This is a genomic window from Methylobacterium sp. M6A4_1b, from assembly GCF_053345175.1.
In genome coordinates this window covers 34,873-49,324 of record NZ_JBKEZQ010000011.1, presented here as the reverse complement: position 1 = coordinate 49,324, position 14,452 = coordinate 34,873, and the positions used below count along the sequence as shown (strand labels likewise).

The window sequence follows — 14,452 nt, the reverse complement described above, 5'->3', positions numbered from 1 at the left end:
GCGTGAGCAGTCTCTCCCGAGCCCTTCAGGTCGCAGCCCCCACCGTATCCGCCATCCGCGCATCCCGGGTGCCCAGCGGCTGCTCCGGGCCGCGCGTCGTGTCGGCCTCGGTCTGGTGCTCCATCTCGGCGTTGATCTCGGCGCCGATGAGCACGATCGTGGTCGAGATCCAGATCCAGGTCATGAAGCCGATCACGGCGCCGAGGGAGCCGTAGGTCTCGTTGTACTTGCCGAAATTGGAGACGTACCAGGAGAAGCCCAGCGAGGTGGCGAGCCAGGCCACGGCCGCGATCGCGCTGCCCCAGGTCACCCAGCGCCAGCGCGGCGCGTCGCGGCTCGGGCCGTAGCGGTAGAGCAGCGCCAGGCCGCCGAGGACGGCCAGGAGCAGCACGGGCCAGCGCAGCAGGGCGATGTACCAGGCCTCCGCGCTCAGGCCCACGATGGCGATGGCCGCCGGCACCACCACGATGCCGACCAGCGCCAGGATGATGAACAGGAGCGCGCCGGCCGTGAAGGCGAGGGAGCGCAGGTTGAGCCAGAGGAAGCTGCGCGTCTCGCGCTCCTCGTAGACGATGTTGAGGGCGGAGAAGACCGCCTTCATGCCGCCGTTGGCGCTCCAGAGCGAAAGGACGATGCCGGTGAAGAAGGTCAGGCCCAGGGTGGTGTCGCCCTTGGCGGCGATGCGCTTGACCTGCTCGCCGATGATCTCGAGGGCGCCGGAGGGAATGACCCCCTGCAGGCTCTGCAGGTGCTCGTTGATGGTGGCCACATCCGCCACGAGCCCGTAGCACGAGACCAGGGCCGCGACGGCCGGGAAGATCGCCAGGAGCACGTAGAACGTCACCCCGGCGGCGACCGAGACGATGTTGTTCTCCGAGACGTCGTGGAACACCCGCAGGCCGATGTCCTTCCAGCCCTTGGCCGGGATCTCGGACGGCGTGCGCGCCTTGCGGCCGCGCTCGGGCTCGCTGTCGGCCACCCGGCGGGCCTCGGAGCCGGCATGGGACGGGGAGGGCCGGCGGGTCGGATCCTTCGGCATCGCCCGGGTCGGCGACGATCCGCCCGTCCGACGCGGGAGCGCGACGAAGCCGAGGAGCGCGGTGGCGAGGGCGACGGTCCAGAGGGTGGAGTTCCTGGTCTCGACGGAGTCGGGTGCGGTCGAACGCTCGTTTCGTGATGTCATCGATCGTCCGTTCCGCCGCAGCAATCGTAATCGCAAAGTGACGCCGGCTTTGCTCAAGCAACAAGCGTTGCCTCGACAACAGGGCCCGGCGGCGAAGAGTTTCCTGGCCGTTCACGGAAAAGCGAGGGGGCGCCCCGTTTCGGCCCGTCCGAACTTATTCCGCGAAACTCCGGTCCGCGTACCGACGTTGTGCGTCGCGGCACGTGGAGCGATCCGGGACGCGGGATTTCGGGCGCATCGTGGACGTGGGGGCCGATCGCGGCTTGCCCCCGCGGGCGTCACGCGTCACGGCCCTGAGAGCCCTCACCCTCGACCCGGAGATTTCCGACCCGTGCCGCACGCGACAGAGCTGATCGCCATCATCGCCCTCGGCCTCGTGCTTGCCTTCGTCTGTGGAATGCTGGCGCAGCGCCTGCGCCTGCCGCCCCTCGTCGGCTACCTCCTCGCGGGCGTCCTCGTCGGCCCCTACACGCCGGGCTTCGTCGGCAACGGCCAGCTCGCCGGCCAGCTCGCCGAGATCGGCGTGATCCTGCTGATGTTCGGCGTCGGCCTGCACTTCTCGCTCAAGGACCTGATGGCGGTGCGCACCATCGCGCTGCCGGGCGCCGTCGTGCAGATCGTGGCGGCGACCGCCATGGGCGGCGCCCTGGCGCTGGCCTGGGGCTGGGGCCTCGGGGCCGGCCTGGTCTTCGGCCTCGCCCTGTCGGTGGCGAGCACGGTGGTGCTGCTGCGGGCGCTGGAGGAGCGCCGGCTCCTCGACAGCGACAAGGGCCGCATCGCCGTGGGCTGGCTCATCGTCGAGGACCTCGCGATGGTGCTGGCCCTGGTGCTGCTGCCGGCGCTGGCGCCCTCTCTCGGGGGCGACGGCGCGGGCGCCGCCCACCATGCCGGGGACGGCAATCTCTGGCTCACCCTCGGGCTGACGCTCGCCAAGGTCGGGGTCTTCGCCGCGGTGATGCTGGTGGGCGGGCGCCGCTTCGTGCCCTGGCTCCTCGACCAGGCGGCCCGCACGGGCTCGCGCGAGCTCTTCACCCTGGCGGTGCTGGCGCTGGCCCTCGGCATCGCCTTCGGCTCGGCCGAGCTCTTCGGCGTCTCCTTCGCGCTCGGCGCCTTCTTCGCCGGCATGGTGCTCGCCGAATCCGACCTCAGCCATCAGGCGGCGGCCGATTCCCTGCCCCTGCAGGACGCCTTCGCGGTGCTGTTCTTCGTCTCGGTCGGCATGCTGTTCGACCCCGGCATCCTGATCCGCGAGCCGCTCTCGGTGCTGGCGGTGCTCGGCGTCATCCTCATCGGCAAGTCCCTCGCGGCCGTGGCCATCGTCCTCGCCTTCCGGCACCCCCTCGGCACCGCCCTCACCATCGCGGCGAGCCTCGCCCAGATCGGCGAGTTCTCGTTCATCCTCGTCAGTCTCGGCCTGTCCCTGAAACTCCTTCCGGAGGAGGGGCGCGACCTCATCCTCGGCGGCGCCATCCTGTCGATCACCCTGAACCCGCTCTTCTTCGCCCTCACCGACTGGGTCGGGCGCAAGGTCGCCGAGCGCCCCCGCCTCGCCGCCCGCTTCGAGCGCAAGGGCGCCGAGGCGCTGGCGGTCGCCACCGAGAGCCCGCCCCATCGCGGCCACGCGATCATCGTCGGCTACGGCCGGGTCGGCAGCACCATCGGCAAGGCGCTCAAGGCCTGGGACCTGCCCTATCTCGTCCTCGACCGCGACCGCCGCCGGGTGCTGGACCTGCGCCAGGAGGGCGTCGAGGCGGTGTTCGGCGACGCCACCGCCCCGGGCATCCTCCAGGCCGCCGACATCGCCCAGGCCCGGCTGATCGTGGTGGCGACCCCGGAGGCGCATACGGCCCGGCGCATCGTCGAGCTCGCCCGGGAAATCCACCCGGGCATCGACACCCTGGTGCGCACCCACAACGACGGCGAGCGCCGCCACTTCGAGGAGCAGGGGGTCGGCCTCGTGCTGATGGCCGAGCGGGAGCTGGCCTTCGGCATGACCCTCTACGCCCTGCGCAGCCTCGGCCTGAAGGAAGGCGAGGCCCGCATCTTCGTCGACAGCACCCGGGTCGAGAGCCGTTCGGCACCGATCGAGACCGAGATCGATCAGGTCACGCCGGAACTGCGCCCCCACAAGGAGGAGGGAGCGTGACGCGTCAGGCGGCCAGGGAGCGCCCGAGGTCGCGGACGCGGCGGAGATCCGCCACGAAGGCCGCGTAGGCCTCCGCCTTCGCCTCGTCCGGCAGGCGCAGCAGGTAGGACGGGTGCACGGTGATGAAGCCCGCATAGGGTTTCTCGAACTGCGCCGGCCCCCGCGCCCGGGTGATCGGGATCGCCTTGCCGGTCAGCGCCAGCACGGCGGTGGCGCCGAGCGCCACCACGAGCTTCGGGGCCACGAAGTCGAGTTCCCGGTCGAGCCACCAGCGATAGTGGCTGACCTCGCCGGCGGTGGGCTTCTGGTGGATGCGGCGCTTGCCCCGCTCCTCGAACTTGAAGTGCTTGACCGCATTGGTGAGGTAGGCCTCGCCCCGCGCGATCCCGGCCTCTTCCATCGCCCGCGACAGCAGCTGCCCGGCCGGCCCCACGAAGGGGCGTCCCTGGCGGTCCTCCTGGTCGCCCGGCTGCTCGCCCACGAAGGCGATGGCGGCCCCCAATGGTCCCTCGCCGAGGACGGCCTGGGTCGCGCCGGGCACCAGCGGCTCCGAGCGCCGGATGACGGCGTTCAGCGCCTCCAGCGAATCCGGGGCCTGATCGGCCATGGCCGCGACGGCGCGGGCGGGGTTGCGCTTGACGGGCATCTGCGGCTCCCTTTCGATCATGGCGCCCGTGCGCGCCGCCGCCTGCCGGACGAGGCCCGGGATGGCGGCGGTCTCCGGCATGTTGCGCCAGTACTTCTTCGGCATCTCCGCCCGCATCGCCGACAGGTTCGTCCGGGCGGGGTTGAAGGTGCTCTCGTAGTAATCGCGCCAACCCGCCTCGAAGCCGTCGCCGGCCGGTGCGTCCTCGCGTCGCCCCGGCGGGCCGAAGGTCAGGCTGGTGCCGTCCCAATGCACCGACGCCTCCGGGGTCAGGATGGTCCAGATCAGCGGGCGGAAGCGGCCGACGAAGAACGGCGCGGCGGCGGCCAGGATGTGGTGGTCGGGCTCGAACCAGGCGACGAAGCGCTCCGAGTCTTCACCCTCCACCCGGCGGAAACGCAGGAAGGCGTGCATCTTGTGCAGATCGCGGGCGATGCCCTTCCGCATCCGCTCCAGCCGGTGGACCAGGGGATCGCTCGACACTTCCAGCAGCCGGCGCTCGCCGTGCAGGATTCGCCAGATCAGTTCGTAGAGCAGGGCGTAGCGCTCGGGATCGCGATGGGGCACCACCATGCCGACCATGTCGGCGACCCCGCGCGGGAGGCTCAAAGGAGCCTGGGCCACCTCGGCCTCGTGAGGGGTGCCGAACAGTCCCGGCGCCTCGCCGATGGACCAGAGCACCCGCTCCGGCGGGATGCCCCGGCCGGCGAGGCGGCGCGCGGCGGCGCGGAAGCCATCGAGGTCGGCGCCTGGACGGAGGTCGATGGCTTCGAGCGCGCCGCTGCCGAACCCTCCCCCTTTTGCGGCGGAGGGCGGTCGCGCAGCGACCGGGCGAGGGGCAGCGCCTTGTCCGGAGAGGTCGCCCCCTCTCCCGTCCCCTCCGTGGGCACCCTCCCCCGCAGAGGGGGGAGGGTTGGGTGCCGGATCGCCCATCCTAGAACAACGAGAGTTGCTTGGGCGGATCGGCCAGCCGCGCCCGCAGGTCGAGCCGGTCGGTCAGGCCGCCCGCCGGATGGTAGTCCGCCGCGATGAGGAACGGCCGGGCGCGCTTCAGCGCTGAGGTCAGCCGGGCGATGTCGTCGAGGCGCAGGCGCGTGTGCCGGCGCGCCCGGATGATCTTGTCCACCGCCCGCGCGCCGAGGCCCGGCACTCGCAGCAGCATCTCCCGGTCGGCGACGTTCACGTCGACGGGGAAGCGGTGGCGGTGCTTCAAGGCCCAGGCGAGCTTCGGGTCGATGTCGAGGGAGAGCATCCCGTCCTCGGTGGCGTCCGCCACGTCGTCGGGGGTGAAGGCGTAGTATCGCAGCAGCCAGTCGCCCTGGTAGAGCCGGTGCTCGCGCTGGAGCGGGGGGGATTTCAGGGGCAGGATGCTCGAGCCGTCGGGAATCGGACTGAAGGCGGAATAGTAGACCCGCTTCAGGTTGTACGAACCGTAGAGCAGCGCGCTCTTGCGGATCAGGGCCTCATCCGTGGTGGCGTCGGCTCCGACGATCACCTGCGTCGATTGCCCGGCCGGCGAGAACCGGCGCTTCTCGGCCTTGGCCTCGACGATGCGCTCGCCGATCTGTTGGATCGCGTTCTGGATGACGGCGCCGTCCTTTTCGGGCGCGAGGCGCTCCAGGCTCGCCTCGGTGGGCAATTCGACGTTGATCGAGAGCCGGTCGGCGTAGAGGCCCGCCTCCTCGATCAGCCAGGGGCTCGCTTCCGGAATCGACTTCAGGTGGATGTAGCCGCGAAAGCCGTGGTCGCGCCGCAGGGACTTGGCCACCCGCGTCAGCAGTTCCATGGTGTGGTCGGGGGACTTGATGATGCCGGAGGAGAGGAACAACCCCTCGATGTAGTTGCGCTTGTAGAACTCCACCGTCAGCGTCACGACCTCCTCGACGGAGAACTTCGCCCGCTGGACGTTGGAGGAGCGGCGATTGACGCAGTAGGCGCAGTCGAACAGGCAGTAGTTCGTCAGCAGGATCTTCAGGAGCGAGATGCAGCGCCCGTCCGGCGTGTAGGCGTGGCAGATGCCGGCCCCCGTGGTCGAGCCGAGTTCGCCCTTGCCGGCCGAGCGCTTGGGCGCCCCGGAGGACGAGCACGAGGCGTCGTACTTGGCGGCATCGGCGAGGATGCGCAGCTTCTTGGCGAGCGTTTCGTCCATCGAAGAGAGATGCGCCTCGTTCGCGGTTCGTTCAAGTTTTCGCGCACGAATTCGGTCTTTCTCCGCCGCCGCGATGTCGCAGCCGAGATGTCGGAACCAAACGCCGACGTCCGCGGCGGCCCTAAGCCCCGGATCTGAAGGTTTCGGCGTCGGGATCGGCGTCGGGATCCGCCTCGATCACCCGTCGGCCAAGGCCGTAGGGGAAGCCGGCGCGGGCCATGGCGGCGAGATCCCGGTCGCGATGGGCTTCGCGGGTCCCGGGGCGGCGCCAGGGGCCGAGGCGCCGCCGCCTGGCATAGGCCCGCGCCGCTTCCTCCTCGAGGTCGACGCCTTCGTCCGCCGTCTCCCGCTCGTTCTCCATCGCGCTGGCCACCTGCTCGCGCGAAACGCCCTTGGCGGCGAGCTTGGCCGACAGGGCGCGGGCGGAGGCGCCCCGCCGGCGCAGGGCCGCGAGACGCCCGGCCGTGAAGCGGGCGTCGTCCACGAGGCCGGCGCCGACCGCGCGCGCCACCGTGGCCTCGATCGCCTCCGCGAAGGCGCTCGCCTCCTCCCCGCGCAGGCGGCAGCGCTTGTCGACCCGCCGCTTCAGGGTCTGCCGCAGCATTGCCACGGAGGCGCTGTAGCGTTCGAGGTAATGCAGGGCCGCCCGCTCGAGATAGGCGGGGGTGACGGGCGGTGGCGGCTTCGCCTCGGCCCGGCCATCCGGGGCAGCTCCGGCGGGGCGGCGGGACGCAACGTTTCGCGGTGTCATCGGTTCTTCACGATCCGGACGGGTTTCGGGTGTGGCTCTCGTAGAGATGGTGATCACGCTGGACGAAGGCTCGTTCCTGCCATGCCGGCATTTCTCGTGAGACGCGAGTGGCTTCTCGTCTTCCTGGCGCTGGGCTTCGCCCTGGTGGCGGGGATGCTGGTCTACCTGTCGCGCCCGACCACGCTGACCGTGGCGGTGGGGCCCCGGGACGGCGCCGAGGCGACCCTCCTGCAGACCTATGCCCAGGCTCTCGCCCGGGGCCGCGAGGATGTCCGCCTCAAGCTGACTTTCTACGATGACGTGCGCGACAGCGCCGAAGCGCTCCAGCGCAACAAGGCCGATCTCGCCGTGGTCCGGCCCGATGTCCTCCTGCCGGAGAACGGGCTCACCCTGGCGATCCTGCACGACGAGGCCCTGCTGATCGCCGCCCCCGAGGCGGCCGGCATCGAGAACTTCCCCGATCTCGCGCGCAAGCGCCTCGGCGTGGTCGAGCGGCACGCCGCCGACCTGCCGTTCGTGACGAACCTGCTCGCCTTCTACGATTTCGCGGCGCACACGGCGGCCGAGCCGGTGCCCGAGGGCGGCCTCGGCCCGGCCCGGGTCGCCCTGGTGCCGCTCACGCCCCAGGAGGTCACGAGCGCCATCGCGGAGGGCCGGGTCGACGCGGTGGCGGTCATCGCCGCCCCGGCCTCGAAGGCCGCGATCTCGACGGTGCACGCCGTCGAGGCCGCGTCGGCCGAGAAGAAGATCAACTTCGTCTCGGTGCCGGATGGCGAGGCGATCATCCAGCGGATGCCCGAGCTGCAATCCGTGACGATTCCCGCCGGCACCTTCGGCGGCCGCCCCAAGCGCCCGGACGAGGACGTGAAGACGGTGGGCGCGTCCTACCGCCTGATGGCCCGCGGGGGCGTCAGCCGCTTCACCGTCGCCTCGGTGACCCAGCACCTGTTCGAGTGGCGCTCGAAGCTGGCGCCCCTGGCGCCGATCGCCAACCTGATGAAGGCGCCGGACTTCGATTCCACCGTGGCGGCCACCAGCGCCCGCCTGCCGAACCATCCCGGCGCGGTGGATTACTTCGAGCGCGAACAGCAGACGATGTTCGAGCGCTACGAGGACTACATCTACCTGCTGGCGTTCTTCGGCGGGACCGTCGGCTCCGGCGTCGCCTGGATCGCCCAGCGCCTCGCCCGCAAGCGCCGCGAGCGCATCGACGTCGTTCTCGACCGGCTCCTCGACATCCTGCGCGAGGTGCGCGCCTCCACCTGCAAGGCCGATCTCGACGGCCTCGTGCGCGAGACCGACGACCTCGTGGCGGACGTCGTCCAGCACGCCCGCGAGCGCAACATCGACAACCGCACCGTGAGCGCCCTCATCCTCGCCATCGACGCGGTCCATGCCGCGATCAACGACGAGCGGCGCAATCTCGGGGCGGACACCGGCGAGAGCGGCCGCGCCGTGGATCACGCCCGCACGGCTCGGCTGCTGTCGCTGCACGCGCCGGCGGCGGAGTAGCCCTCAGTACCGGATCGTCCCCCGCAGTCCGAACACCGCCGCGTTGCGGATGCGCGCACCGCTGGCGTCGCGCGGGTTGGGGATGCCGCCGCCGGGCCGGAACACGTATTGGACGTCCGGCTGCAGAGTGACGCCGGGGCCGAGCACCGCCTGATAGGTCGCCTCCAGCACCGCCTCGCTGCTGCGCCTCGGCATCGCGACACCGGTCGCCAGGATCGTATCGGTGTCGAGGCCGCGGGCCTGGGCGGAGATCCGGGAATAGCCGAAGGCGAGGCCCACGGTGTCGTCGGAGCGGCCGGGCAGCAGGCCCTTGTAGGCGATGCCCACGTCGGCATAGAGGTCGACGAGGCTGCGGTCGGCCGGCGAGGCGGAGGCGCGCAGGAACACGCTCGCGCCGTCGTTGGGGTCGTCGGGCTCGCGGTAGACGGTCTGGTCGACGAGGCCGTAGAGGCCCGCCTGCCCGCGGAAGCGGCGGGCGTTGCCGCTGCTTTCCGGCGCGGCCAGGGAGGTGCCGGCGCCGTCGAAGCGCAGGCTGTCGAAGCGGCCGAAATGATACCAGCCGCCGAGCGTCACCGTGCCGGCCTCGCCGGTGCTCCCCGGCGCGATGTTGTAGGCGTAGGAGGCCTCGGCGATCACCAGGGGCGGGTCGTTCGTGCGGAAATCGGTCCCCGTGCGGTTGCGCCGCTGCGGGTCGGAGGCGCCGTTGCCGCGCGCAGGCCCGGCCGGATCGCCGTCGAACAGCCCGACCTGGAAGGACAGGTTGGCGTTGGGCACGAGCTTCGCCCGCACGCCCGGCACCGCGAGGGGGTAGATCGGCCCGCCGCTCGGGATCACCACGGCCATGTTGTTGGGCCAGCCGAAGGTCGAATTCACGAACACCGTGCCGGTCTGGGTCACGGCGAACTCGGTATCGGCGGCGATCTGCCCGAACTTCAGGCCGAACTGGTCGCCGAAGAGCTTCTGCTCGAACCAGAGCTCGTAGAGGCGCGACGAGGGCAGGGCCTCGATGCCGCTGACCGTGATGAGGTTGTCCACCGCGCTGCGCGACAGACCGGCGCCGTGGATCTGGAACAGGTTGGTGTGGAGCGCGCCCCCGGTCCAGCCGACGAGGGGACCGAGATCCACGTCGATCTCGAGGTCGAGCAGGCCCTCGGTGATGCCGCGCCGGCGCAGGCCGCCCGAGACGTTGCCGAGACTCTCGCCGATATAGGTCAGGCTGTAGGTGACGCCGCGCTCCTTCAGGAAGGCCCGGAAGCCGAAGGGGTCGCCGGCGGGGCCGAGCTGATCCTGGATCGAGGTGTCGAGGTTGGCGGACGGACGCGACGAGGTGACGGACTGGGCGACCGAGGTCTGGGGGTCGCCGCCCGCGCCCCGCGGCGAGCCGATGGCGCGTCCCTCCACGGCCAGGCGCGCGGCGATCTCGGCCGGGGTCTCGGCGAGGGCGAAATCCGCCGGCACGCCGACGAACGCGAGGGCGCCGCCGAGGACGGCTGCGCCGAGCCGTCGCGGCGGAGCGGGGCGCGGTCGAGAGGGGCTGGGCGGTGGGGTCAAGCGTCCGAGCGATCCGGGGGCGGTCCCATGCCGCCCCCGTGGGACACTAGACGGGTTGCGTGACGCCCAGGCAACTGCCCGGCGCGCGTCTCAGCCGGCGGCGTCGAGTTCCGGACCGCGGGTGACGTCGAGACCGCCCGGCGCGCCCGGCGGCGGGCCGACCGGGACGGGCCGGCCGGTGCGGGCCGCCTCGTAGATCGCCTCCATCAGGACCTGGTCCTGCAGGCCCTCCTCGCCGGGGGTGCGGGGGCGCCGATCCTCCTGGATGCAGCGGGCCATGTGGTCGATCTCCAGGGCGAACTGGTTCTTCTGCGTCAGGATGCGGGTGTCCTGCGACTCCGCCTGTCCGTCCGGCCGCGCCACCACCAGGCGCTGGCCCCGGTAGGCGAAGGCGTTCTGCAGGTCGATGTCGGCCTTGTCGGTATGGACCTGGAGCCGGCGCGACTCGTGCACCCCGTAGCTCGTCATGCACTGGGCGATGAGATTCGAGGGGAAGCGCAGGGTGAAGGCGACCGTCTCCTCGACCTCGGCGAATTTCGGATCGCCCTCGGGCGCGTGGATCTGCGCCGTCACCGAGACCGGCTCCTCGCCGGTCAGAGCGCGTACGCCGTTGAGGCAGTAGAGCCCGATATCCGGCAGGGCGCCGCCGCCGGCGAGCGCCTTCTTCAGGCGCCATTGCTGGGGCAGCCCGGTGGTCTGGCCGTTGAAGGCCTGGATCAGCCGCGGACGGCCGAACTCGCCGGAGCGGGCGAGGCGCATCACCTCGCGGTTGTAGGGCTCGTACTGGCAGCGATAGGCGATCATCAGCTTGACCTTGGCCGCCGCGCAGGCCGCGATCATGTCCCGAGCCTCGGCCGAGGAGGCCGCCATCGGCTTCTCGCAGAGGACGTGCTTGCCGGCCTTGGCCGCGGCCAGGACGTCGCCGCGATGCACCGCGTTCGGCGTCACCACGTAGACCGCCTGGACCGCGGGATTCTGCGCCAGCCGGTCCCACTCGTCGTAGCCGTAGACCGCCTCCGGCGCGATCCCGTACTGCTCGGCCACGAGCTTCGCCTTGGCGGGGGTGCCCGACATCAGCGCGACCACGCGCGCGCGCTTCGTCTCGCCGAAGGCCGGCAGGATCTCCTCCAGGCTCAGGCGCCCGAGGCCCACGATGGCGAAGCCGACGCGCTGGCCCGGCGGCATCGGGGCGGGCGGCGGCGGGGGCGCCCGGTCGCCGGGGCCGCGCCAGTTCGGGAACATCACCTTGCCGCCCTGCACCGCGCCGGTATCGGCCGGGACCGAGGCGGGCGGCGGCCCCGACTGCGCCTCCGCGCCCGTCGCCCCGAGGGCGAGGCCGGTCAGCGTCGCGGTGCCCGCGCGAAGGACGTTGCGGCGGGAGAGGGGGATTTCATCCGTCATGACGTGCGCTGTCGGTTCCGGCGGGACAGGGGCCGCGGATCGGGAACCGACGGCCTGCTCCCTCGGGAACGTCACGGCGAGAAACGCGGTTCCGGCGATCCCGGCACCTGCGCCACCGGACCGCCGGGGCCTTCAGGCCTCGTCGCCCCGCGCGGCCAAGCGGGCCCGCAGCGACGCGATCTCCGCGCGCGCCGCCCGAAGGTCGCGCATCAGTCCGATGGGGACCGGCACCGCGGCCGGCGGATCCGGCACGAACCGGACGCCGACGCAGTCGTCGCCGCGCCAGATCAGGCGCACCGACCGCGTCTGCCGGGTCTTGCGGATGTGGAGGTCGAAGATCTCCGGCAGGGGCACGCCGTCGCTCAAGGCGAGACGGAAGCCGTCCGGACCGCTGTCGCGCACCAGGCAGGCGGTGTCGGAGGCAAACGGGGCGATGCGGATATCGGCGCCGAGGAGACTCCGCAGCCGCTGGCCGGCGCGCCGTTCCCGTTGTCCCAGAAGCATGGGGTCATCTCCGGAAGTTGCATCCCTCGATAACACGGTTGTGAGGAACCGGCGCCGTCCCGCAGGCAGCGCCGGCCGCTGAATCCGACGGTATGGTTAAGGCCGCCGCTCCGGCTCCCCGTGCCGGGTCGGGGCCTCGACCTCCCCGCGCTGCTGCAGGACGAGGGCCACGAACCAGCACAGGGCGGCCCAGGCGGCCCCGACGCACCAGCCGGCGACCACGTCGCTCGGCCAGTGCACCCCGAGATAGATCCGGCTGATGCCCACCAGCAGCGTCATCGAGACCCCGACGGTGAGCACGAGGATCTTCACCTCGCGCTGCCGGTCCACGCGGGCGATCAGGCTCGCCAGGGTGAGATAGGCGATGGCCGACATCATCGCGTGGCCGCTGGGGAAGCTCGCGGTGAACACCTCCATCCCGTGCGGCACGAGGTCGGGACGGGGCCGGTGGTAGAACAATTTGAGCACCGTCGAGGCGATCTCGCCGCCGCCGATGGCGGCGATCACGAACACGGCGATGCGCCGGCGCCCGGTCATCGCCAGGTAGGCGCAGGCCGCCGTGGTCACGAACACGATCGTGAAGACGCTGCCGAGCCCGGTGATGTCGCGCATGGTCTCCTCGAGCCAGCGCGGTCCGATCGGATCGGAGAGGTCGGCCGGATTGCGCAGGGCCAGCAGGATCTTGCGGTCCAGCGCCTCGGTCGAGCCCTCGCCGACCTCGTTGGCCAGGGCGAAGAAGCCGTAGCCGAGGAGGCTCACGGCCAGCAGCGCCAGGACCGGGCCGACCTCGTTGAGGCGCAGGGCCAGGCGCAGGGCATTCGCCCGGGTCACGAGCGGATTGTTGCGGTAGCCGGAGGGCAGGGCTTTCATGCGGGCGTCTTCGCGAATGCGTCGTTGGGGAGCCGGGTCGGGGAGCCGGATCGGCCCGGCATAGCGGATCGGAGGGGCGGCCTCCATCGGGGTGAGGCCGGCGCTACCCGAACGCGAAGCGGGCGCGTCGCTCCCAGGGGCCGCCGAGGTAGCGCCAGAGCAGCACGCCGGGCGCGGTGAAGCGGAACGGCACGAACTCCGCCTCCAGCGCGGCGTGGAGCGCGCGGGCGGTGGCGGGATCGACCTTGTTCTGCACCGTGACGTGCGGGCGCCAGCCCTGCCGGTCCTGCGCGGTCAGACCCTCGCCCAGGCCCTCGAACGCGTCGGCGAGCCGCGCCCGGAAGGCCGAGAGGGCGTCGGAATCGAGCACGAAGGCGACGCCGCGCCCGATGAAGCGCAGGCCGGTGACCGCGACCTCGGGGGACGCCTGGGTCCGGGTCATCGCCGCCAGGGTCTCGGCGATGCCGGGCTCGCGGGCACCGGGCAGATGATGGAACAGGGTCGCGTGGGCGGGGATGTGGTTGAGGGCCTGCGGGAAGTGCCGGCGGCGCAGGGCGTCGAACCGCGCGAAGGTGTCGGGATCCATCGCGAGCGTGAGGATCAGCGGGTCGGGCGTGGGCGTGGGGTCTGTCATGGTCCGATCCGGCGTGAGGCAGGGAGATGGCGCGGGCGGGAGGCGTGTCCAGGACCCGGGCGGGCCCGCGCGGCCTGTTCAGGGCCGCCCGGGCCGGCTAGAGAGCCCCGATGCGGCGCAAACACCGGGAAATCGTCCATGTGGGGCGCGAAGGCTGGCTCTTCCTGATCGGAGGCACGAACGGTGTCCTCGAGCAGTACCGCGCCACCCTGTCCCGGTGGTGGCGCCTGCGCGGCTGGGTCAAGCTCATCGAGGCGCGGGCCGCCCGGGCGCAGGCGCTGGGCATCCGCTACGTCCACGTCGTCGTGCCCGAGAAGCTGTCGGTCTACGACGACCGGACCCAGGACCTGCGCTTCGATCCGCGCCAGGCGCCCACCCGGGTGCTGGCCCGGCGCCTGATCAACAACCCCCACTACGTCGACCTGCTGGCGCCGATGCGGGCTGCGCGCGACGGCGCGGTGCCGCTCTACTACCGCACCGACACGCACTGGAACTACGAGGGCTGCCGCCTCGCCTACGGGGTGCTGATGCGGGCCTGCGGCGCCGTGCCCCCGGCCGATCTCGACGTCCGCGAGCGCTACGAGACCACACGGGTGCGCGATCTGGGCGAGAAGGTTCCGGAGAAGCCGATCGAGACGGCGAGCCACGCGGTGCTCGACCGGGACGCCCACCGGACCTATGTGAGCCCGCTGGTGGCCGCCTACGAGGCCGCCGGCCGCGCCCCGGACCTCCATGTCGGCGCCCATGTCTGCTTCCGGAACGAACGGCCGGACGTCGATCCGCGCACCCTGGTGCTGTTCGGCGATTCCTACGCCCACTTCGCCCCGATCATGCTCACCGGCATCCTGGCCGAGAGCTTCCGCGAGGTTCACTTCGTCTGGTCGTCGAGCATCGACTGGGGCTATGTCGAACGCGTGCGGCCGGATCTCCTCGTGTTCGAGATGGCCGAGCGCTTCGTCACCCGCCTGCCCGACGACACCTTCGACATCGCGACCTACCAGAAGGGCGTGCATCTCGAGGCCGCCGCGTCCGCCGCCGCACCGGAGGGGCTGTCCGCCGAGGCCTGAGCGCCCATCTTCCCGCGCATCGGGATCGCGGGAAGGAT

The 14,452-nt window shown here is 71.6% G+C and carries 12 protein-coding genes; 3 read left to right on the top strand and 9 right to left on the bottom strand.

Features of this window, described 5'->3' with window-relative positions:
* Positions 1 to 25: 25 nt before the first annotated feature.
* Positions 26 to 1,183, bottom strand: a complete 1,158-nt coding sequence (locus ACLBWX_RS12840) for a YihY/virulence factor BrkB family protein (RefSeq protein ID WP_447677452.1) — start codon at positions 1,181 to 1,183, stop codon at positions 26 to 28.
* Positions 1,184 to 1,514: 331 nt separating this feature from the next.
* Here ACLBWX_RS12840 and ybaL point away from each other — a divergent pair, with 331 nt between their 5' ends.
* Entirely contained in the window at positions 1,515 to 3,329 is a 1,815-nt protein-coding gene (ybaL, locus tag ACLBWX_RS12835) for a YbaL family putative K(+) efflux transporter (protein ID WP_447677451.1), read from the top strand.
* 4 nt (positions 3,330 to 3,333) lie between these two features.
* Here the strand turns inward: ybaL and ACLBWX_RS12830 are convergent, their stop codons facing one another.
* The 3 genes from ACLBWX_RS12830 to ACLBWX_RS12820 all read right to left on the bottom strand — a co-directional run bounded on the left by ACLBWX_RS12830 (position 3,334) and on the right by ACLBWX_RS12820 (position 6,875).
* The gene (locus tag ACLBWX_RS12830) at positions 3,334 to 4,740 is read right to left on the bottom strand and encodes a UdgX family uracil-DNA binding protein (protein WP_447677538.1); all 1,407 of its coding nucleotides are present in this window, start codon (positions 4,738 to 4,740) and stop codon (positions 3,334 to 3,336) included.
* Positions 4,741 to 4,909: 169 nt separating this feature from the next.
* Positions 4,910 to 6,124 (bottom strand): putative DNA modification/repair radical SAM protein, encoded by a 1,215-nt coding sequence (locus ACLBWX_RS12825; RefSeq protein WP_447677450.1) that lies wholly within the window; start codon positions 6,122 to 6,124, stop codon positions 4,910 to 4,912.
* 121 nt (positions 6,125 to 6,245) lie between these two features.
* A complete protein-coding gene (locus ACLBWX_RS12820; RefSeq protein WP_447677449.1) occupies positions 6,246 to 6,875 on the bottom strand; it encodes a regulatory protein RecX in 630 nt (209 codons plus the stop codon).
* A gap of 81 nt (positions 6,876 to 6,956) precedes the next feature.
* Here ACLBWX_RS12820 and ACLBWX_RS12815 point away from each other — a divergent pair, with 81 nt between their 5' ends.
* Positions 6,957 to 8,387 carry a TAXI family TRAP transporter solute-binding subunit gene (locus tag ACLBWX_RS12815; protein WP_447677448.1) on the top strand — a complete coding sequence of 477 codons (1,431 nt, stop codon included), beginning with the start codon at positions 6,957 to 6,959 and terminating at the stop codon, positions 8,385 to 8,387.
* A 3-nt stretch (positions 8,388 to 8,390) separates the two neighbouring features.
* On the opposite strand, the gene ACLBWX_RS12810 is transcribed toward ACLBWX_RS12815, so the two are convergent.
* From ACLBWX_RS12810 to ACLBWX_RS12790, 5 genes are all read right to left on the bottom strand, one after another.
* Entirely contained in the window at positions 8,391 to 9,938 is a 1,548-nt protein-coding gene (locus ACLBWX_RS12810; RefSeq protein ID WP_447677447.1) for a carbohydrate porin, read from the bottom strand.
* A 90-nt stretch (positions 9,939 to 10,028) separates the two neighbouring features.
* Entirely contained in the window at positions 10,029 to 11,339 is a 1,311-nt protein-coding gene (locus tag ACLBWX_RS12805) for a Gfo/Idh/MocA family protein (protein ID WP_447677446.1), read from the bottom strand.
* Positions 11,340 to 11,471: 132 nt separating this feature from the next.
* Positions 11,472 to 11,843 carry a PilZ domain-containing protein gene (locus ACLBWX_RS12800; RefSeq protein ID WP_447677445.1) on the bottom strand — a complete coding sequence of 124 codons (372 nt, stop codon included), beginning with the start codon at positions 11,841 to 11,843 and terminating at the stop codon, positions 11,472 to 11,474.
* A gap of 96 nt (positions 11,844 to 11,939) precedes the next feature.
* Positions 11,940 to 12,713, bottom strand: a complete 774-nt coding sequence (locus ACLBWX_RS12795) for a phosphatase PAP2 family protein (protein ID WP_447677444.1) — start codon at positions 12,711 to 12,713, stop codon at positions 11,940 to 11,942.
* Between the two features lie 103 nt (positions 12,714 to 12,816).
* Positions 12,817 to 13,347 (bottom strand): 2'-5' RNA ligase family protein, encoded by a 531-nt coding sequence (locus ACLBWX_RS12790; protein ID WP_447677443.1) that lies wholly within the window; start codon positions 13,345 to 13,347, stop codon positions 12,817 to 12,819.
* A 110-nt stretch (positions 13,348 to 13,457) separates the two neighbouring features.
* Between ACLBWX_RS12790 and ACLBWX_RS12785 the strand changes: the two genes are divergently transcribed.
* Positions 13,458 to 14,414: an alginate O-acetyltransferase AlgX-related protein gene (locus tag ACLBWX_RS12785; protein ID WP_447677442.1), complete on the top strand. Its 957-nt coding sequence runs from the start codon at positions 13,458 to 13,460 to the stop codon at positions 14,412 to 14,414.
* The last annotated feature ends 38 nt before the right edge of the window (positions 14,415 to 14,452 follow it).